Raw genomic sequence first — 19,811 nt, 5'->3', positions numbered from 1 at the left:
GTGGAGAAGCGGCTGCCATCATAAAGCGCATGCAATTTATCGTAACTTGGCCAGTTCCCGTTCAAGGCATAATAACGCTCGATCCCATACTGTTGATCCGAGCCGTTGGACACACTCAACGCTTCCGCGAGGCCTTCAATCCACCAGGCGGGCATCCAGGGCAAATGGATGATGCTGCCCGCGGGACCGAAGATATTGTCGAGATGCCGATACATGGTGCTGTGCGTGTACTCATGCCAGACCAGGTCGCGCCCGCCACGTCCCAAGGTCTGGAGTTCCACCGCATCGGTGATGAAGTTGGCGAACGAGGGATTGGACGTGGTCGATGAAACAATAACTTTTAACGGACTCGTGCGCTGGACCTTGAGCCAGTCTTCCAGCCTGGGCCGTGCCGACTCCAAAGATTCCAGAACCAGTTGCCCTTCATGTGGTGTGCGCTCGTCGTGATAGATAAAAAAGTTGGGACTCTGGATTTCCTTGAAATTCAGGTCCCCCTGGTTACGGCCGAAGCCGATCGGCAAAGCCTGGGAGACATCGGGGACCAGGGGCGCGAACGTGAGCACAAGCGCAAGCAGAGTCTGCTTACGTAAGGGTCGAAAAGCGAGCACGGGCAGCCTCTAAATCTTCGGGTGTATCGATGCCGATTGCGGGATGGTCGGCAATGCTGACGACAATAGGAATATTGTGCCCGAGTGCGCGCAGTTGCTCCAGACTTTCCGCCAACTCCAGAGGATGTTGGGCTAAGGAGCAGAAGTTTTGCAGAGTGTCAGCTGAGAATGCATAAACGCCAAGGTGCTGCCAGAAATTCTGGAAAGTCTGGGGTGCCCGATAATGAGGCAGCGGCGAGCGCGAGAAATAAAGGGCCTGGTGGGCAGCGTTCACCACAACCTTGACACAGTTGGGGTTTTCGTAGTCAGCCTTCTGGCTATTCCGGTGCATCATGGTTCCCATCCCGACCCCTGTCTGAATCATCAGACGGGCCAGAGCCTCCAGGTCCCCACAGTGGATAAAAGGTTCATCACCCTGGACATTCAAAATAAAAGGCTTGGGACGTTGGCGAGCGACCTCCGCACAGCGATCCGTGCCGCTTTGATGAGCCGCATCAGTCATGACCGAGGGTATCTGGTGCTGGAGGCAGGCATCCATGACCAGCTGGCTATCGGTGGCCACGACCACATCGGCCCCCTTGTTGGCCAAGGGTTTGAGGCGTTCATACACGCGAACCACAAGCGGCTTGCCGCATAAATCGGCCAGAGGTTTTTGCGGCAGTCGGGTCGAGCTGAGGCGCGCGGGGATTACGATAAGCCAATTGTTCCAGATCACGTTAAAACCTTTTTGCTGAGGGGTTCCAGACGTCGCATTATAGACGGGAACGGCCCGGGTCTCAGCAAAAACCGCAGAAAAAAACCCTTGAGGCAGTCATACTTGCCACTTACTCGCATTCAAGGGTATCCTATACTTTGCATTCAAAAAAAAATTTGGGGTGCCGGAACATGGCTCAAAATGGTGCGCGAAAATACGATGCCGGGGCCGCTGCGTTTTTCGTCGAAACGCTCTGCCAGGACGCAGACACCTTGCTTCGCTTTGGTTTTGCGATGACGCTGAGCGAAGAGATCGCCAGCCGTCTGGTTTACAAAACCTATGAATCCATCGTTCCGAGCTTGCCGGAACTTCTGAACAAGGACGCCTCGGTGATCCGTTTGCTGATTCTCCGGCGAGCCTGGGAACTGCATCACGAGATGAACCAGGAAGGCAGCAGTAGCGAGAACGTGCTGTTCCCCCTCCTGAAGCCTTTGGATTTGGAAACCCGCAGCTGCCTGTTTTTGATCGATGTCGTCGGACTGTCGATCGAGGAAGCTCGCGAGATTACCAAGATGGATGAAACCGAATTGCGTCGTTACCTGACTATCGGTCGCAAAAGACTGCTCAGTTTTCGTTTTGAATAAGTGAGGGGAGGACCGAAGGCATGGCGCAAAAAATAGCGGCGTTGAGTGATGAAGAATTCTTATATGGCTATCTCTCCGAATATCTGGACGAGACCCTGCCGGCCGATCAGCGCAAACGTTTTGAAGACGTCGCGCAGCGATTGAAGCTCGATGGTCTGGCGACCGATTACGGCATCCGTCGGGGTCGTCTGCAGATCGAAGCCCAGCGGCTTTATCTGGATGAAAAGCACATGCGTGACATCCATGATCTGGTGGAAGACGATGCCGCAAGGGCCAACCACGAAGCCCACGACATCGATGATGTGGGCCGCTCCGAGCTGACTGGCAATGCCGTCCGCTTTGTGGTGCTGATCGGGTTTTTGGGGCTGATGATCTTTGGTGCGTACAAATTCTTCGGTCCGGAAAAAAAGGCTCCGTTCAAGGCTCTCGATTCGCTGATCTATGAAGCCATCGTGATGTCCGAAGACACTGAGGGCCGGCTTGATTTCCCTACCGATAAACTCGATGAGCTGAATACCTATTTCAAACGCTATCCTGAACTCGGCTTTGCCCCCAAGACGATGCGTGAGCCGGGTGGTGATTGGGAATTGAACGGCGGCACCGTCATCGATTATGAAGTGGCGAAGATCATGACCGTGCAGTTCAACGGTAAAAACAACCGGGAAAAACTTTATCTCTTCCTTTGGGACGGCAAGCTTGAGCAGCTGCCCAAATCGGAACCTGGTAACTTCGAAGGTCTTGTCTATCAAACCTACGCCTCGGATAAATGGAATATCGTTGCCTGGCAGGCCGCACCTGGCGTCACGGGTATGATGGTCGGACATCGTGGTGCCAAGGAACTGGCTGAACTGGCGTTTAAAGTTGTCGGTCTCTGATCCCTGCGGTATGGTCGCACCCTCAGTTTCCCCAAACGGAGCATCGTGCGACCATGGCTCGGAACATCCTCCTCATCCAGCTTCGTCAACTTGGCGATATTTTGCTGACCACGCCCTGCTTTCGCGAAATGAAACGCGCCTGGCCTGATGCCAAAATCACTTTTCTCTCGCATCCCATGGGTCGACTCATCGTCGACGATAATCCCTATGTGCATCGCCATCTGACCTACGATCCCAAGGGCGGTTGGCGCCAGGATTGGAAGCTGATCCAGGAGCTACGCGCAGCCCGCTATGATCTGGTTTTGGATTTCATGTATAATCCCCGCAGCGCACTCTATGCCCGGGCCACCGGGGCGCCGCGACGTCTGGCGTTTCCATCTCGTCGAGCCTTTTTCTTTACCGAAATCGTGCCCCAAGGGGACCGCATCGAATATATTGTGCGGGAAAAATTCCGCTATCTGCAGCATCTCGGCATTCAACCCGTGAGTCCGCAGTTGGATCTACCCTGGGGTGAATCGCACACCGGTCCTTTGCTGCAGCTTCTGCAGGAGGCTCCGGAGTTTTCCCAGGCGCTTCTCAGGGTCGCGATCAGCCCGACTCACAGACGGGCCGAGCGGCAGTGGCCTGTCGAACGGTATGCGAGGATCGCCGATCGCCTGCACCAGGAGTGGGGTGCCTCGGTCCTTTGGCTTTGGGGACCAGGTGAAGAAGAATTCGTTCGGCAGGCGATGGCCTTCTGCGAACAGCCCATGCGACTCGCCCCGAAAACCAGCTTCCGCGAGTTGGCGTCCTTGATCGCGAACTGTGATCTTTTTTTAGGTAATTCCAATGGACCAAGTCATGTCGCCGTAGCCGTGGATACGCCTTCCTTGCAGCTGCATGGACCGACCTATGCGGCCACCTGGTGTCCTATGACAGATCGGCACCAGGCGCGGCAAGCCCACGCCGGCACCCCCGAGGGTCGGGGTCCCATCACGGCCATCGGCGAGGCCGAGGTCTGGGAGACTTTGGAACACATGCAAGCTCTGCTCAGGAAATCAGCCGAGTCAAGGCAGCGAAACGGTGTTAGGATGGGCTGGTCCCCCCTCCCTTTCTCTAAGTAGCGATGGAGTCCATCATGTTCGTCAATCTCTTCCGCGTCGATCCCACCGAAAAGAGCCGCTCGCGGAAATTTTCCTGGCTGCCACGGTTTGGAATTGTCGTAGAAATTGCAGGGCGTCGATTTTCATTGCGTCATGCGCCCTTACTTGAAACCATAGCTAATCTGATCGAGCGTGGACCGACCCGGTCGAATCTGGAAAAGATTGTCACCGAGCAGCTCTATGAGATATCCTTGCCGTCCTTGATTCGCCGGAAGACCGTGGATGTCAAGTCCCGTACCATTCATGAAAGGCCCAAAAGGCTGAAGGAACGGAACAAAAAAGGCAGCGAAAGTTATTAAATCCGTATGCGGATTCCTAAATCATAGCAAAGGTAGAGGTCGTGTCGCTTATGTTACCGTTTCGCGTGTTTGACAAAGAAAAAAAGCAGATGTGGCAGGTAATCAATTATCATCCGGGGACCAACGAAGGCAGCTATCTCGCGACCAAGGAAGATGACGATGCCACCGACGGTGACATGCGCATCATCCCTGCGGCCGAGCTGGTGAACTATAAATTCGTCGATTTCCTGGAAGAAGTGGAACCCTTTGAAACTTAAAGGGCCCGACGTTTTCCGCGCTCGATATCGACTCGACTGAGCAGGATCATCCCCAGGATAAAGAGCAAAACGATAAAGAGGACGCTGAGCCGACTGCCACCGGTTTGTTCGGCCAGCACTCCGAAAATCAACGGCCCAAAGAGTCCTGCAAATTTTGATGAGACGCTGAAGAGACCAAAGAATTCCCCGCTATGCTTCAGCGGAACCATCTGGGCAAAGACGGATCGGCTGATCGCCTGGCTGCCGCCTTGCACTGTCGCCACACCCACCGCCAATATCCAGAAATGCCAGGTTGTGGTCATAAAATAACCGACCATTGAGATGAAGGTGTAGACCACCAGGGTCAGCATCAAGGCTTTTTTAGGCCCTATTTTATCCGTAATGGGTCCGAACGCAAAAGAACAGGGCACGCCTAGAAACTGGACCACCAGGATGGCAATGATCAAATCATTGGTGCCGATGCCGACCTCACGTCCATAGATAGTCGCCATATTTATGATCGTGCCTATGCCGTCGCTATAAGCCCAAAAAGCCAATAAAAACATCAGAACATCAGGATAATTTTTCAGCTTGGCGAAGGTTCTCTTGAGTTGAAAAATGGCCTCAACCGATGTTCGCCACATACCGTGTGTCTTCACGGTCGACGTTACGGGCTCTCTGACATGACGAAACAAAGGAATGCTGAACAGGATCCAGCAGAGTCCGACTGAAAGAAAGGACAGACGTATCCCGGCGCCTGTGTCAGGAAGCCCGAACATCGTGGGGTTCATGATCCACAGAAGATTGATGGCCAGGATCACGCCGCCGCCTATATAGCCAACGGCATAGCCCGAGTTGCTGACCCGGTGAATTTCATGATCTTTGGCGATGTGAGGCAGCAAAGCTTCGTAAAAGATATTGCCCACGAAAAACGAAAAACAGCCGAGAACGAAAAGAAGTCCGGCCAACAGCCATTGTCCGGGCTGGACCCAGGCCAAAGCGATGGATGCCAGCACTCCTGTGATGGTGAAGGCCCCAAGGAATTTCTTCTTTGCACTAAAGACATCAGCCACATAGCCAAGCGACGGGGACACCAGGGCGACCGCGATCATGGTTGCGGAATTGAAATAGGCCCAATAGGCTGTTCGCATATTTTCAGGCAAATCTTTGGCCAGTGAATCGTGGAAGTAGAGCGGCAGGACCGCGACCATGATGGTCGTAGCAAACGCCGAGTTTGCCACGTCGTATAAAGCCCATGAACGAAGTTCCCGTCGGTCGAGGCCGAGTGATGCCAGTAAACGGGACCAGAGGCTCAACGTCATGCGGCATACCTTTCGATAATGAGAGGAAACTTTACTTGTTTTCACCAGTGTAACTGGATGGAATGGAATCTGCACGAGAAACGTGGTACACCAGGAATTCTCGATTCCCCACTTACCCGTGCCGGTAGAGAATAAAGAGTAGTGTTATGAAGATCATGCTGGAATTTCTTGAATCATTAGGTCTGGGAATCTGTCTGATTCTGGCGGCTCCGCTGAGTTTTTTCAGGCGTCTTGATCACCTCTTTCAGCTGGCAGATCATGCGGGATATCTGATGCGTCAGCGTCTTTTTGCAGCGTTGCTGCGGGCGCGTTTGGATTACCGTATGGGTAACTACCAGCAATCAGTCGTCCTGCTGGGTCCGGTGGTCCTCCACCTGGAACAAAAGCTCAGATCGGGCAAAGCCCTTCCTCTTAAACTTCGTCGCCTGTTGTGTCTACTATACAGTGACATGCAAAAACTGTATCTCCTGAGTGGCCAGGTCGAAGAAGCCGTGCAGGTCGTCATTCGTGCTCAGCAAAATCTGGGGATTGATCGCCTGCCGAGCAATCCCGATCTGGATATCCGGACGGCGCACGTGATTCGAGCCGGCCTTGCGGCGAGCAAATTGCTGGAAGAAGGTGGTCTGGCCACACTTATGGTCCGCCAGGGTGAAGAACCGATTGTCAGTCGGACGCCGCCGTCGGAGCATCGCGGCAAACCCAACCCCCGTCCGCAAGCTATGAAGTCGGAAGGTCGCGGCGCGACGATTATCGAATTTCCCAAGCCGACCCGCTAAACCCCTGGCTCCCGTATCCTTCAGTCTGATCAGGAAAATCCGATGCAGACCGAAGAATTCGGGAGTTTCATGTTACGAATCTTGACCATTCTTTGGATAGGTTTGATCCCCACGACTTGGGGTCTGGCTTCTGACGTCCAAAGGAATCTGGCGGAACTGAAGATTCTGGTTTTTGATTCCCCGCAAAAAGCGATTGAACGCGCTGAGGCCATGGAAAAAGAGGTTGGCGGCGTCCAGGCTGGGCAAGTCTGGCTGCAGATTAAAGCCTTGCAGGCCCTGGCCATGACCAAAATAGAAATGGTCGACGAAGCCCGCAATGTGGCCACCAAAGCCCTGGAGCAGGGCGCATGGATCGATGATCAACACACCAAATTTTCCCTGCAGCTGACACAAATTGATGCTGGCTCATCATTGGGTCTTTCGGAGTGGGAACAGCTGGCGCCAAGTTTCGATCAACTGCTGGAAGCAATTGAGACCAGCGGGGATGATTCGATCCTGGCGCGAGCGATGACCAGCTACGCGGCTGCCGCCTCAGCCTCCGGCCGCCCTTTGCTGGCTACCGGCATGATGCAAAAAGTTCTGGCCCTCCTGCCCCGACTGCCCAAGGACGAATACTATTATTCTATTCTCAACGATCTCGTCGTCACCTATCAGAATGTTAACGAAGGCGCTGACCTCGGCACTATCCTCGCACTGGCGGAAGAAGTCCGAGGCTTTCTTAAGACCGAGCTGCGACGCTTCCTGGGCGCCGAAATCATGTATAACCTGGGCTTTGCCTATATGAGTTCCGAGAACCTGCCCAAGGCCTTGGAAACGATGCAGGAGGCCCTGCATTTCGGTGAAGCTCTGGGCAATTCCACAGTCATGGCCTACGGTTGGCTTGGTATGGGCATGATCCAAACCCAGGCGGAACAGTTCGAAGAAGCCGAAAAAAATATTCGCAAGGCCATGAAGGAATTTGAGACTGTTGGTAATCAGGTGCGGGTCGAGAATGCGCGCTATGTTCTGGTCGATATCCTCCTTCACCAAAATCAGAGCGATGAAGCGGAACGTTTGATCCATCGTATCGATGGGCCCAAAGCCAAACGCCTGGATAAATACAAAGCCCGCCTGTATGCGAGCCGCGGCCAGTATGAAAAGGCTGCTCAGGTCGCCTTTCAAATGTGGCAGAAAAATCGGGATGAAAATGCTCTGCGGGATGCCGACAGCACCCAGCGCATGCTGATGGAATTCGCCATGACCCGTCAGGAAATGGAGCGCCTTGAACTTGAAGAAAAGGAAGGCCTTCAGCTCTTGAGATTCGAGCAGGAACGTAAGCAGCAGCAGCTGAAGATATGGATGCTGATTTCCATGGCACTGATTGCGGGTTCCCTTATTTTTGATTTCGTACGGGTGCGACGCAAAACCAGTGAACTCTTTCACATGCACCGGCGCCTGCGTGAACAGTACTTGAGTCGCTTTTTACCGCCAGCTCTGGCCCATGCTGTGGCGGAAGGGCAGACGGAATTCGACGAGAAGCCTCGCGAAGCCCAGGTCACCATTCTCTTCGCTTCGTTTGATGGATTCAAACCCGGCACGCAAAGTCTTGCCGGCCCGCAGGAAGTTGAGCTTCTCAATGACCTCGTGGCTACGATGAGCCAGGCCGTCCATAAAAACGGTGGCACTCTCGATAAAAGTGGGGGTGGCCGTATCATGGCCCTTTTTGGTGCCCCGCTTGCCCTCGAACCCGCGGCCTCCGCTCAGCAGGCCCTTCATTGCCTACGGGACATGCACGCGGGCCTTCAATATCTCAATGAAAAATGGCAGTCGCGCCTGCAGAAACCACTCTTTCTGCGCTCCGCTGTGCATCACGGACGGGTGATTATTGGCAGTTTCGGCTGCTCCAAACGCACCGATTTTACAGCACTCGGTTTGCCCGTCCAGGTGGCTGATGCCCTGGAAGCAGGGGCTCGAACTGGTCAATGCCTTCTCTCGGAAACCGTAACGCCTTACACCAAAGGATTTGTGACTCGGGACCTCGGTGTCCAGTCGGTGAAAGGTCTGCCCCGGCCTATTCGCATTGCCGAACTGGTTCTGGATACTTCCACCTTGAAGGCCAATGCCTCGTAAGGAGATTGCATGTTACGAATGGTCATCCTCGCTTTTCTGTTGAGCAGCCTCGCTGTCTCGCACGAGAGCCGTGGCCAGACACGTGCTGAGATCACCGAGCAGCTGGCCGAGGCGCAGGATCTGCTCCGAGACGTGCCGGCCAAGGCGCATACGCTGCTGACCAAAATCCAGGCCTTGCCTGCTCTGCCGCAGCACCCTGATCTTCGATTCAAGGCGATCCAGCTTATTCTGGAATACGAAGGTCGAATGAAGATCTATACCCAAACTGAGGCGCTCCTGGCCGAGAGTGAACAGCTTCTGCGGCAGCTCAACGATCCCAAAGCCGAAATCGATTGGCTCCTGGCTCAGGCGGCCTTTGCCTATGAGGGTGATAAAATCGATGGTATCCGTACGTCCTTGAATCGCGCTTATGATCTAAGTTTGAAGCTGGGTGACGTCGAGGCTCAGGCCACTATCCTTGCCGAGCAGGGCAGCCTGGATCGTTTGGAATTGAATTATCAGGGCGCGCTCGTTCACTATCTTCAGGCCTATGACCTGATCAAGGACCGCCCTAACAGCGATGCCTATGAGCGCGTTGCCAATCAACTTGCCGTTTTTTATCTTGTGGGTCTGACCGTTCGCTATGACGAAGGCATCAAACTCTTGGAAGAACTCGTGCAGCAGGCCGAATCCTCACCCAAGCCCAGGCGTCAGGATCTACAGATTTTTATCAGTAACCTCGGTTCCGCCTATTCCAAGAAAGGCCAGCATGATAGGGCTCGTCAAAGCTTTGAACGAGCGGTGCGACTCGCCTATGAAATCGAAGACTGGACCGGCCTTGCCTACTGCCAGGGATATATCGCCACCGTGTTCATCAAGGAAAAAAAGTGGGCCGCAGCCTTGCCTTATTTGAACAAGGCGCAGCAGTACTTCGTTAAAACCAAAAATCGTCAGATGATAACGCTTGGGGCCGAGCGGCTCATGACGGTTCACATTGAGCTGGGTCAACAGAAACTGGCCGCTGAGAACTGGACCATCGTGCAGTCCGACGGAGACAAGAATCTGCCTCTGCATCAGCGGGTCGAGCGCATGCAACTCAAGGGTCGTTTGGCGGCGATGGAAAAACGCTGGAAGGAAGCTTATGAGTCCTTTGAGCAGATGAACAGGCTGGAAGAGAAACTGAACGCCCAGAAAAATGCCGACAGTGCCCGTTACTACACAGCCCTTTTTAACCTGGAACATAAATCGCAGGAAAACCGCCGATTGGAACAAAAGGGGCGGGTTCAGGTCATGCAGCTGGAAAACAAGCGGAAGCAAAGCGAAGTGCTCACATGGATCCTGGTCTCAGTCTCCGTGATTGCGCTTATTTTCGCGGTGGATTTTTTCCGGGTCCGCAAGCGTCGCCAGAAGATTCAAGATCTCATGGAAGGCGTTCAAAAAACCCTGCTGCAGCGCTATCTGCCCACGCGAACGGTTGAGGCGGTCCTGGCTGGGAATCAGAAACTGGACACGGAGCCGGCCCATAAAACCATTACCCTTTTACAATGCGAACTCTGCGATTTTACGCGCGCCGTCGAACTCCTCGGTCCCCAGCGCATCGGCCGCATTCTGAACGTCTACCTCGGTGAAATGATGGACATCATCGGCAGCGAGGGCGGTATGATCGATAAATTTGTCAACGGTTCGCTGCTGGCCGTCTTTGGAGCACCGTCCACACTCAGCTTCGAAGAACAGGCCCAGGTGGCAACGCGCTGCGCACGGCGCATGCAGGACAAATTGCAGGAATTGAATCGGAACTGGCAACGAAGTGACGGCTGGGTCTTTGCCATGCGGATGGGCCTGCATCAAGGCGAAAGCCTGATCGGCAGTCTGGGAATGGAGCCCCGCAAGGAATACACTGTCATAGGACCCGTTGTGGATGTCGCCTCGCAAATCTGCAGTCGCGGCGCTCCCGGCGATACCCTCGTTTCTGCCTCCCTGGCTATGCATCTTGACGCCCGTAATTTGCAAAGCGTCAGTCGTCTGCGCTCAGGCAGCGATAGCGAAATCTTTTCCTTGATGCGAGTCAGTGCATGATAAGTATGAACATTATCAGCAAGCGTTATGGTGTGTGGTGGAGTCTGATCCTTCTGATCCTCTTCGCTATTACCCTGGCGCCTCTGTATAGCAATTACAAAGCTGGCCAGATCAAGAAAGACTGGATGGAGGAACGCTCCCGCTTCAATGAGATCAAATCCATCTGGAACCATACGATGGAAGCCGAAAGCTCCCAGCGCGGCTATCTTCTCAGCGGCAGTGAAAGCTTCCTTCATGATTATGATCATGCTCTGAAGGTCATTCCTCCGATGCTTGAAAACATCAAGCGCTTTACCAAAATCAATCCGGACGAGCATAGATTGGCTTTGGCTCTGGATAAGCTCCTGCAGGAAAAGTTCAGTGAATGGAAAAGCGCGATCGAGGCACGTCGCAATCAAAGTTTGTCGGGATCCTTGCAGTTGGATCTCACCCGTCGTGGGCAGGATCTCTTGATCCAAATTCAGACGGTGGTGGGCCAGCTCTCGATTCCGCAAGAAGAACGTTACAACGAAAAAAGAGCCCTGGTGGGCAATGCCCTGAACGTTAATATGAATTTTATCGCCAGCTGTGGCGCCATGGGGTTGGTTCTTCTCCTCATTTCTTTTTTACTGGTTCGCCGTGAGCTGGCCCAAAGAAAACGTTATGAGCAGGAACTGGTCATGAAGCAGGAGCTGTTGGATGAGGATAAAAAGCGCCTGGCCGCGATCATTTCGACTCAATATGATGTCGCAACATCCTCGCTCAATGTGGATAAGACCCTGGAAGTCATTGTCTCCCGGACTCAAAAGCTGACCAACTCCTCTGGCGTGATTGTCGAACTCATTGAAGGCGACTCTTTGCGTTATCGTGCCGTGATAGGCCTGCCAGCTGATTGTGTGGGTCACCGTATCCCCCTGAAGGGTAGCCTGTCCGGTCGTTCCGCGGAAACGAATGAAATTCTTCGCAGCGAAGATTGTGAAAATGATCCGCGGGTGGACTGGGCCTCCTGCCAGCGATTTGGCATTCGATCCATGGTGGTTGCCCCGCTGGGTTACGAGGGAACCGTCATCGGCGTGCTCAAGATTTTTTCGGACCGATGCGCCGCCTTTTCAGATAGTGATGTGGAAACGCTGCAGGTGATCGCGGGTATTCTCGCTTCATCCCTGGCCCACGCCAGTGAATTTGAAGGCAAGACCCGCGCCGAGAATGAGGCGCTGGCCGCATCCCAGATGAAGTCGGAATTTCTGGCCAACATGAGCCATGAGATCCGAACCCCGATCAACGGCGTGATCGGCATGACCCATCTTCTGCGTGGCACATCACTCGACCAGGAGCAGACGGATCTTTTGAATGATGTGCAGAAGTCAGCGGAAGCTCTGCTCACGATCATCAATGACATCCTGGATTTTTCCAAGGTCGAGGCGGGCAAGCTGGAGATGGAGTCGATGGACTTTGATCTCGACCAGGTTCTGTCGGATGTCGGTAAAACCATGTCCTATCATGTGAAAAGCAAGAGCCTGACGTTTCAAGTGAAAGGTGGCTCGCATTGGCCCTGCTTTTTCAAAGGGGATCAGGGCCGCATTCGCCAGATTCTGTTGAATTTGCTCGGCAATGCCATTAAATTCACAGAAAAGGGCGGTGTGACTCTGACCATCTCGCAGCTCGAAGAACGTCCTGATTCCGTGGCTGTGCTGTTCGAGGTGAAGGACAGCGGGATCGGGATTACCTCCGAAGCCATGGGCAAGCTCTTCCGCCCGTTCTCGCAGGAGGACGCGTCCACGACCCGCCGCTTCGGTGGGACCGGCCTCGGGCTTTCCATCAGCCGTGCCCTGGTGGAATTGATGGGTGGTAAAATCGGGGTGGAAAGCACACTTGGCCAGGGGTCCACATTTTGGTTCATGCTGCCCTTGCAAAAGGGTGAGCTGCGGTCCCATGAGGCACCCAAGGCTGTTGAGGAACACAGGGTCGTGACGCGTGATCAGAAAACCATCCTGGTGGCAGAAGACAACAGCATCAATCAAAAAGTGGCACGAGGTATTTTGGAGAAAATGGGTTTTAAGGTCATCATCGTGGCCACAGGCCGGGACGTGATCCCCACTTTAATCCAGCATCACTGCGATCTGATTTTGATGGACTGCCAGATGCCCGAGATGGATGGCTATGAAGCCACTGCGGAATTGCGCCGCTCAGATTTAAAAGGTGCGCATGAGATTCCCATCATTGCCATGACAGCCTCAGCCATCAAAGGTGATAGGGAGCGTTGCCTGGCCGCTGGTATGAATGACTATCTCTCCAAACCCATGAAGCCCGCCGAACTTTCCCGCATGCTGCAGAAGTGGTTCGATATCACGGAGAGTCGTGAAATTGCCGAGCTGCTATCCTACAAGAAAGCTCAGTGAGTCGTCAGCAAGCGGCCCATAAAAATGCAGTCCCAGCCCATCGATTGCAGTTGGGCATTTTCGGCCGTATCGCGTTCCCACGTCCACTGTCTGGTTTCCCCTGGGGCTTCACGCGGACAAAGAGCCAGAAGCGATTGCTGCAAACGTTCGCTCGAGCCTTCCTGCAAATACTGGAAAAATAGATTATCCGGTTGCCGTTCGGCAATGGTATGGATTAGGTCCCACTCAAAAGGGAGATTTTTGCCGATCTTTTGATAAAGGAAAAATATCACAGCCTTCAAATGCAGTGCGTAGCCAAGAGGGGCCTGCCCAGCCTCGGCGACCAACGTATTTTCACCTGTTGTCCGCATCTCTTTATGCAGGGGCAATCCCAGGTATTCCCAGACGCGACGCATCATCGACCACATGCCTGGTGTGATGAGACAGCGGGCATCGCTATCCTCCCGACAGTATCGCCAGGTCTTGAGCTGGCAAACGGTGCCCAATTTGATCTGACAGACCGAATTCTGATCGATCCACTGCAGCCATGATTGGGCGGCATCGGTATCCTTGGTGGCCACCAGATAGGCCAGCACGCCAAGGGCCATGTCGCGCGAAAAGGAATTGCTGGCTTCAACACCGACCCGTCGCGGTGAGCGCCAGAATTTTCCGGTGGTATCCTGGGCGGCTTTGACGGCCCGACAACCCTGGTCCTCGCCGGCAAGACAAAGAAGTCCCGAGAAAAGAGTCGCATCGCCATCGTCACAGTTGCCTTTGGACGGATGACCCTCGCAAAGTGGAGCCCAGCTGCGCCATGTGGTGAGAGGCAGGATCTCAGTCGGTTTTTCAACGGCCTGAGAATAGGCCGGTGGGTTCCTGGATTCTGCCGGCAGGACAGGTTCCTGGATCACCTCGGTGGCCACGGTTGCATCCGCCGTTGCGGTTGCCTGGCCCACGGCTACGGCAGGTGGCTCCGTGGAATGACCTCCGCAGGCCGAGATGACAAATATTTCCAAAACGAATAAAAGCTTCCATCGAATCATGTTGCCGCCTCCACCAGGGAGGCATCGGCTCGGCGTTTGGGAAAATTAACAAGATCGAGCCAAACCCGCCGAAGGCTTGAGGGTTTCCCGACTGTTAGGGGAGCACTCGCAAAAATATGCAATCAACCTGGGAGTATTCCGTCTTTTGTCTGGGAATGAAGACTTGCTAAAATAGAGCGCTCGCCGCATGTTCTTGCTTGTAGCGGTGAAAGAATGACGTTGGATCAGAAAGCAGGAGTGAGGCGCAGAACCTTTGAACACGAACAATGGTGGGCATACAACCCTTGGTGTCACAGGCTTCACGGAGTTTTCAGAGAACGAAGTGCCCTCGATCATCGCTCAGTCTGGTCGAGCCGGCGCACGGCTTGATTGCGATGAATTCTACCTTTCTGTAAATGCACATTTCAAAAAATTGCTTCCCTCGACAGCTTGGGGGACCCCATCATCGACCCTGTCCCAGATCTGGTCGGCTGAATGTTATCCTGATCACATCAAGCCCGCGTTTGTCTTGTGCCAAACAGCAGGCCCACAATGGGTTCAGGGATGCTGCTTGCATGATGATCCGTGCTATCGCACCTTCGACCTCCTCCTTTGCATGGAACCCGGTACAGGCTTTATCAATCAGCTTCTTTTCGAACGTTCAACACCAGCATGGACCGAAGAACTGTCGGATGAGCTCCGGCGTCTGCGAGCCATAGTGGATCTGGCACCGGTCCTGATCTCCATCAAGGATCGTCAGAGCATGGTGCGTTTGACCAATCGCATGTTTGAAGTCCTGGATGGGCCTGCGGCTGCTGACTATGTGAATCGAAGTGTGTTTGAAGTCTTCCCCCGGGATACTGCCGAGCATCTTTGGAAAAATGACCTCGCCGTGTTTCATACGGCGCAGGTGACCGAGGCCGAGGAAGTGGTTCGGCACAGGGACGGTACGATGCATACCTACCTCACCTTTAAATACCCTCTCCAGCAGCCCGATGGAAAAGTCGTTGAGGTTTGTGCCATTTCCACGGATATCACAGCACGGAAATTTTATGAGCAGCAGGCACTTGAAGCCGTACAAAAAGCTGAGGATGCCAACCGAACCAAATCGGAGTTCCTGGCTTATATCAGTCATGAAATCCGCACGCCGCTCACTGTTATCCACGGTTACGCAGAACTGATTGCCCGAAAAGCGGAAGCTGAACCGGATTCCATTCGCCCCTGGATTAGCCACGTTATGCGAGCCAGCAGGCAGATTGAAATGATTATCAAGGACCTTCTGGATTTCTCCAAAATCGAGGCCGGTGCCGTTGAGTTGGAAAACACAAAGGTCGATTTACGGCAGCTCCTGCTTGAGTTGAAAAACAATTTTGTGCTGAAAGCGCAGGAGAAAAACCTTAATTTTGAAGTCCAGCTCGGTGCTGATGCGCCGTCCTATATCATAACGGATGCGCTACGGTTTCGGCAGGTGCTCGACAATCTCGTGAGCAATGCCTTGAAATTTACGGAGCGGGGATCTGTGGACGTCGTGGTGCAACCTGCACAGATGGACCCCGCACGATATCTCGAAATTTGGGTGCGTGATACCGGGATCGGTCTGAGTGAAGAGGATCAAAAGAAACTCTTCCAACCCTTTGTGCAGGCTGATGGATCGATCACACGCAAATACGGGGGCACCGGGCTCGGGCTGGTGCTGGCCAAGCGGCTGGCCCATCTGCTCGGGGGTGATGTTCAGATTTATCGAAGTACGCCGGGGATCGGTACGGATATGCTGTTCACGATCCGATATGAGGCTGCCGAACTCTAGGACAAGTTCCTGGCCACCGGCGCTGACGCTTGCTGCCAAACAAAGCTTCGGCTTATCCAATCAATACACATTATGAGCTGTAAGTATCGTTGACTTCACCTTGAAGTTTCACTCCCATCTGACCCCAGGGGCTCTTGCCGCATCGCAGGCTTATCTGAGCACCGCCCAGGCTCGCGCTGGTCATCTGGAGCAGGCCCTGGCCTATATCCACTTTCTCTGCAAGCTGCGGCGGCATCATCGCCAGCCCCTATTCATGGCAGTCCCTAAGGTTGGGGACATTCTGCGCGTGAAGACCGCCTGGGCATGGACTGCAATATTCTCACCTCGTTAACTGTCTACGAAGGCGGAGGGTGTCTATGCTGATGAAAAGTCTTGTAGCGACCTTGGCCTATCAAAATGACGATTTGCTCATTAAATTCCGGGAATTCTACTCGTTTTCAGACGAGGATCTGGAATTCATTTTCACTGAGTTAAAGACATGGCTCTGGATTAAAGCTCTCCAGGCGCATAAGAAAATTGCGTCGCCCGAGGATGAAAGCCTTTACTTTCATTTTCATGTCCTGCCGAGCCTTCGGGTGATCGATGAGCTTTGGCATGTTTTCATACTCTTCACAGCTGAATACCGCGCCTTTTGCCAGGAATACTTCGGGGTTTATGTCGACCATACCCCTTCCCTGCCCCACAGGAAATTATCAGACCCGGAGTATCGAACGGACCTGGAAAAGGAATTTTACTTCATTTACCAACACCTTGGCCCTGCAACGCTGGAACTCTGGATGCACGACCTCGGGGAGCGCTTCCCCGAAAGCCTGATCAATTCCAAATATATCTATCGGGGCTTTGCCGCAGGTGGCAGCCCTGTAACATTGGAGAATAGACCATGAAGATGAAGAAACTCTGTCAAGGCGCGGTGATTTTCACAGCACTGCATGCACAATCCTCAGCATTTGCCGAGCCCAAGGCCGCGAAAGTCAAGGAGCCAAAGGACGCGATTGAAAAGATCGAAGACAGCCGTATGGAGCCAAAACCTGGATTCACTGATCTTCTTCCCGACTCTGTAAGGCGTTTGGTGGATAAAATCTCGCACTCAGGCAATCAACCCATTTGCTAATGTGACGTAGATCTGTGGGCCGACAAGGCCTGCAGGTTTTTTGGTTGTCCGGTAGCCACGCCTTCCAACATACCTAAATATACCAGCCCCTTATTTCCCTGCCTGACACAGCTGAATCAGAAGTCATTCGAAATCGCATCGAATCGTATCAACTCCGGCAAGGATAGTTGACTTTAGCTGGAACCAGCTCTATGAGAGACTGCGTTCGTGGGTAAGTCCAAATAGACAGGAAGCTGGTGATCATGGATCTGCAGAAGCTCGAACAGCTCTTTGTACGTGGCGAACACAAGATTTTATTGCAAGAAACGGTGGATCGACCGGATTTTCGTCGGCCTTCCGAAGGTCACTCTTATCTTATCGGATCACTCTGCTTCGTCGGCCGACTGCCCGAGGCCCAAACTCTTCTGAATCTATGGCGTCCCAATCTTGATGAGGATTCGCTGGCAGCCGCGCTGGCCTATGTTGCCATTGCAGCGGCTCGACAGGGTGATTTATCTGATGCTTTGCGGAGTTTACGTGAACTGGGCCGAATCCAACGCCGCTATTCGTCGGCCCTGACCACTTATTTTCGCAGCCAAGCCATGGCCTTTTATTACTGGCGTCGCCATCGTATTTCCATAGCATTACAGTATGCTGAGCAGGCCCTATCAGCCTCTTGGGCTGCAGAATTCTTCTTTGGTCGTGCCCTGGCAACCGACATCATGGGGCACCTGCAGATCAACCTCGGCCAAATTCAGAGGGGAATGGCCTCCCTGGAGAAAGCTCATCAGTATTTTTCCAGCCTGGGTCACTGTCAGCATGTGCAGATTCTTGAAACAGCCCTGGCCGGTTATCAGCTGGAATCCAAGCCCTTTGGTGCCGATGCGCTGGCAAGCTTGCGACAAAAAATCGGGAGCCTCTCTCACGAAACGAACAACTATTCGCTAAGCTATTTGTATCTTGAGCTCGCTCACCAGCTGGGGCTGCGCGGCGATCTGCAGGGCGCGTCCGAAGCGCTCGATGAAGCAGGCGGATTGATCCAACGCTTCGGTCACCGTCGGCATCATGGGCTCCTGCTTTTCCGCAAAGCCTATCTCGCCTATCTTAGTGGACGCGACCATTCTGCTTTGCAGTATCTTGATGATCTGAGCCGTTTTGCTCGGAAAGATCAGGATGAACGTCTGATGATCAAGGTCAACGGCCTGGAGCGGCTGATTCGCAAGGATGACAGTCTGGATGTTCAACGGTTCGTTCAGCATTGGCTTCGCAAGTATAATTATGCTATTTCACGACGGATTGAATTGCGGCGCCACGGCCAAAAGCATACTGAGGATTGGGCGCAGGATCCCATGGGGGATTTTTTGGACAGTCTGGAAAGCCCGGACCTCAGCGCCTTGGCCAAGATTCAGCACATCCTGAAATCAGGTCTGTTTTCCTTGCTTTATAAGCAGTTACCGATTAACCGAGAGGATTGCGTCCTCTATTTTGATCTGGATCCACAGTCGCTCTTTATTTTTGATCATGGCGATATCATAAAGTCTGAGGCGACAGTTACCCTGCAGATGCAAAAGTTTGTCCGCATCTTGTTGAATGGTCCCCAGACCAAGGCTGCGCTGGTTGAAGGTATCTGGGATTATACTTACCATCCCCTCCGGCATGACCCTCTGATTTATGGGCTTGTCTACCGGCTTCGCTCGGTCCTGGGGTCTCGTGAGGACTGGATTAAAGCGCACGGTGAGGGTTATTGCTTGCGTCCCGATATCAAGGTGAACTTTTTCCCTCTTTATGAAAGTCTCCCGGTGACGTCGCCGGAGGACGAGGAGAAGGGTCACTCAACCGACCTGAACATTCGTCAGCTCAAAATTCTGCAGCACTTGCAGCAGAATGAAACTGTCGATATTCAAAGCTATGTCCAACTCTTTCAAACCTCCAAGGTCACCGCATCGCGGGATCTTTCGAATTTGACTGAACGCGGCCTACTTTTACGCACCGGAAAAGGACGGAACACATGCTACACACTCCCCCAGAACATTCATTTGTCGGAAGGAAATCACATATGATGAAATTATGGATTGGCTTGATCTCACTCTGTTCATCGGCTCTCTTTGCACAGGACTATTACAGCCCAACGGGCAAAGACAAGGAGCCGCTGGCACGTTATCCCCTGGACTTTGCTGTAGAGAATGGGGTCATGACGTACAGTCTCCCCCCAGAGCTGACCGGCGTTAGGAATAATGTTAGCCTGGCCCAGGACAGCGAAAACAATGGCATTCGCACCTTTTCCGGACGCGAGGGAACGGCCGTTTGCATGGGTGAAGGTAGCAAAGCAGGCTGCGTTGTCAGGCATCAAAATCTGCAAATGAATAAAGAAGCGGCGCGTATGGCTATCGTGAGCCGTTTTGCCGATACCCAGCTCCAGCGGGACGCAATGGCCATTTCCAGAGAATTCATTGAGCATTCGGGCAACGAGCCCATCGGATTCATTGGCGCTTTAAAACAACGTCAGGTGCGTTGGACAGCACCGTCGACTCAGTGGTCCACCTTTTTTGTGAATGACCAGAAAGGCGGTCGCGAAAATGTTGCCATCATTTTTAACCCGAAGGACGGCGCGACATCAAGAATGAGGTTCCCCAATGGAGACGTAGGTGAGCTGATCGTTAGTAGATGGTCAGATTTTCATGCAGCAGGAACCTGGTCGGCCCGAAACGATAAGGGTTGGTTTGACTTTACCTTCAATGAAAAGATTGAAAAATTCGAAGGTTATTGGGGCTACTA

The 19,811-nt window shown here is 53.3% G+C and carries 19 protein-coding genes; 14 read left to right on the top strand and 5 right to left on the bottom strand.

Annotated elements, in window-relative coordinates:
- Both VE954_RS32660 and kdsB read right to left on the bottom strand, forming a co-directional pair.
- Window positions 1–608: hypothetical protein (locus VE954_RS32660; RefSeq protein WP_324960933.1), on the bottom strand; the 608-nt coding region annotated here is incomplete at its 3' end.
- Window positions 583–1,323, bottom strand: a complete 741-nt coding sequence (gene kdsB / locus VE954_RS32655) for a 3-deoxy-manno-octulosonate cytidylyltransferase (protein ID WP_324960931.1) — start codon at window positions 1,321–1,323, stop codon at window positions 583–585. The genes VE954_RS32660 and kdsB, both read right to left, overlap by 26 nt.
- A 170-nt stretch (window positions 1,324–1,493) precedes the next feature.
- Between kdsB and VE954_RS32650 the strand changes: the two genes are divergently transcribed.
- The 5 genes from VE954_RS32650 to VE954_RS32630 are packed head-to-tail and all read left to right on the top strand — an operon-like array spanning window position 1,494 to window position 4,519.
- On the top strand, window positions 1,494–1,946 hold the full coding sequence (locus VE954_RS32650; RefSeq protein WP_324960929.1) for a hypothetical protein: 453 nt from the start codon (window positions 1,494–1,496) through the stop codon (window positions 1,944–1,946).
- A 20-nt stretch (window positions 1,947–1,966) separates the two neighbouring features.
- The gene (locus VE954_RS32645; protein ID WP_324960926.1) at window positions 1,967–2,821 is read left to right on the top strand and encodes a hypothetical protein; all 855 of its coding nucleotides are present in this window, start codon (window positions 1,967–1,969) and stop codon (window positions 2,819–2,821) included.
- Between the two features lie 53 nt (window positions 2,822–2,874).
- Window positions 2,875–3,924 carry a glycosyltransferase family 9 protein gene (locus tag VE954_RS32640; RefSeq protein WP_324960924.1) on the top strand — a complete coding sequence of 350 codons (1,050 nt, stop codon included), beginning with the start codon at window positions 2,875–2,877 and terminating at the stop codon, window positions 3,922–3,924.
- A gap of 14 nt (window positions 3,925–3,938) precedes the next feature.
- Complete coding sequence (locus VE954_RS32635; RefSeq protein ID WP_324960922.1) at window positions 3,939–4,262, top strand: hypothetical protein; 324 nt, start codon at window positions 3,939–3,941, stop codon at window positions 4,260–4,262.
- Between the two features lie 41 nt (window positions 4,263–4,303).
- A complete protein-coding gene (locus tag VE954_RS32630) occupies window positions 4,304–4,519 on the top strand; it encodes a hypothetical protein (RefSeq protein ID WP_324960920.1) in 216 nt (71 codons plus the stop codon).
- Here VE954_RS32630 and VE954_RS32625 read toward each other — a convergent pair.
- On the bottom strand, window positions 4,516–5,820 hold the full coding sequence (locus tag VE954_RS32625; RefSeq protein WP_324960918.1) for an MFS transporter: 1,305 nt from the start codon (window positions 5,818–5,820) through the stop codon (window positions 4,516–4,518). The genes VE954_RS32630 and VE954_RS32625 overlap by 4 nt on opposite strands.
- 146 nt (window positions 5,821–5,966) lie before the next feature.
- Here VE954_RS32625 and VE954_RS32620 point away from each other — a divergent pair, with 146 nt between their 5' ends.
- From VE954_RS32620 to VE954_RS32605, 4 genes are all read left to right on the top strand, one after another.
- Window positions 5,967–6,596: a hypothetical protein gene (locus VE954_RS32620; RefSeq protein WP_324960916.1), complete on the top strand. Its 630-nt coding sequence runs from the start codon at window positions 5,967–5,969 to the stop codon at window positions 6,594–6,596.
- 69 nt (window positions 6,597–6,665) lie between these two features.
- Window positions 6,666–8,705 (top strand): adenylate/guanylate cyclase domain-containing protein, encoded by a 2,040-nt coding sequence (locus tag VE954_RS32615; RefSeq protein ID WP_324960914.1) that lies wholly within the window; start codon window positions 6,666–6,668, stop codon window positions 8,703–8,705.
- A 9-nt stretch (window positions 8,706–8,714) separates the two neighbouring features.
- Window positions 8,715–10,760 (top strand): tetratricopeptide repeat protein, encoded by a 2,046-nt coding sequence (locus VE954_RS32610; protein ID WP_324960912.1) that lies wholly within the window; start codon window positions 8,715–8,717, stop codon window positions 10,758–10,760.
- Window positions 10,757–13,138 (top strand): ATP-binding protein, encoded by a 2,382-nt coding sequence (locus tag VE954_RS32605; RefSeq protein ID WP_324960910.1) that lies wholly within the window; start codon window positions 10,757–10,759, stop codon window positions 13,136–13,138. Before VE954_RS32610 ends, VE954_RS32605 begins: the two co-directional genes overlap by 4 nt.
- Here the strand turns inward: VE954_RS32605 and VE954_RS32600 are convergent.
- Complete coding sequence (locus tag VE954_RS32600) at window positions 13,132–14,160, bottom strand: hypothetical protein (protein WP_324960908.1); 1,029 nt, start codon at window positions 14,158–14,160, stop codon at window positions 13,132–13,134. The genes VE954_RS32605 and VE954_RS32600 overlap by 7 nt on opposite strands.
- A gap of 550 nt (window positions 14,161–14,710) precedes the next feature.
- Between VE954_RS32600 and VE954_RS32595 the strand changes: the two genes are divergently transcribed.
- Window positions 14,711–15,946, top strand: a complete 1,236-nt coding sequence (locus VE954_RS32595) for a sensor histidine kinase (protein ID WP_324960907.1) — start codon at window positions 14,711–14,713, stop codon at window positions 15,944–15,946.
- Window positions 15,947–16,016: 70 nt separating this feature from the next.
- Here the strand turns inward: VE954_RS32595 and VE954_RS32590 are convergent, their stop codons facing one another.
- Complete coding sequence (locus tag VE954_RS32590; RefSeq protein WP_324960904.1) at window positions 16,017–16,184, bottom strand: hypothetical protein; 168 nt, start codon at window positions 16,182–16,184, stop codon at window positions 16,017–16,019.
- A 118-nt stretch (window positions 16,185–16,302) separates the two neighbouring features.
- On the opposite strand from VE954_RS32590, the gene VE954_RS32585 reads away from it, so the two are divergent.
- From VE954_RS32585 to VE954_RS32570, 4 genes are all read left to right on the top strand, one after another.
- Window positions 16,303–16,830 carry a hypothetical protein gene (locus tag VE954_RS32585; RefSeq protein WP_324960902.1) on the top strand — a complete coding sequence of 176 codons (528 nt, stop codon included), beginning with the start codon at window positions 16,303–16,305 and terminating at the stop codon, window positions 16,828–16,830.
- Window positions 16,827–17,057, top strand: coding sequence for a hypothetical protein (locus VE954_RS32580; protein ID WP_324960900.1), 231 nt, complete (start codon window positions 16,827–16,829; stop codon window positions 17,055–17,057). The genes VE954_RS32585 and VE954_RS32580 overlap by 4 nt, the downstream gene beginning before the upstream one ends.
- A 242-nt stretch (window positions 17,058–17,299) precedes the next feature.
- On the top strand, window positions 17,300–19,096 hold the full coding sequence (locus tag VE954_RS32575) for a DeoR family transcriptional regulator (protein WP_324960898.1): 1,797 nt from the start codon (window positions 17,300–17,302) through the stop codon (window positions 19,094–19,096).
- A partial coding sequence (locus VE954_RS32570) for a hypothetical protein (protein ID WP_324960896.1) occupies window positions 19,093–19,811 on the top strand: 719 nt, incomplete at its 3' end. The genes VE954_RS32575 and VE954_RS32570, both read left to right, overlap by 4 nt.

Source organism: Oligoflexus sp., assembly GCF_035638955.1.
Taxonomy (GTDB): domain Bacteria; phylum Bdellovibrionota_B; class Oligoflexia; order Oligoflexales; family Oligoflexaceae; genus Oligoflexus.
This window is presented reverse-complemented; position numbering and strand designations above follow the sequence as displayed.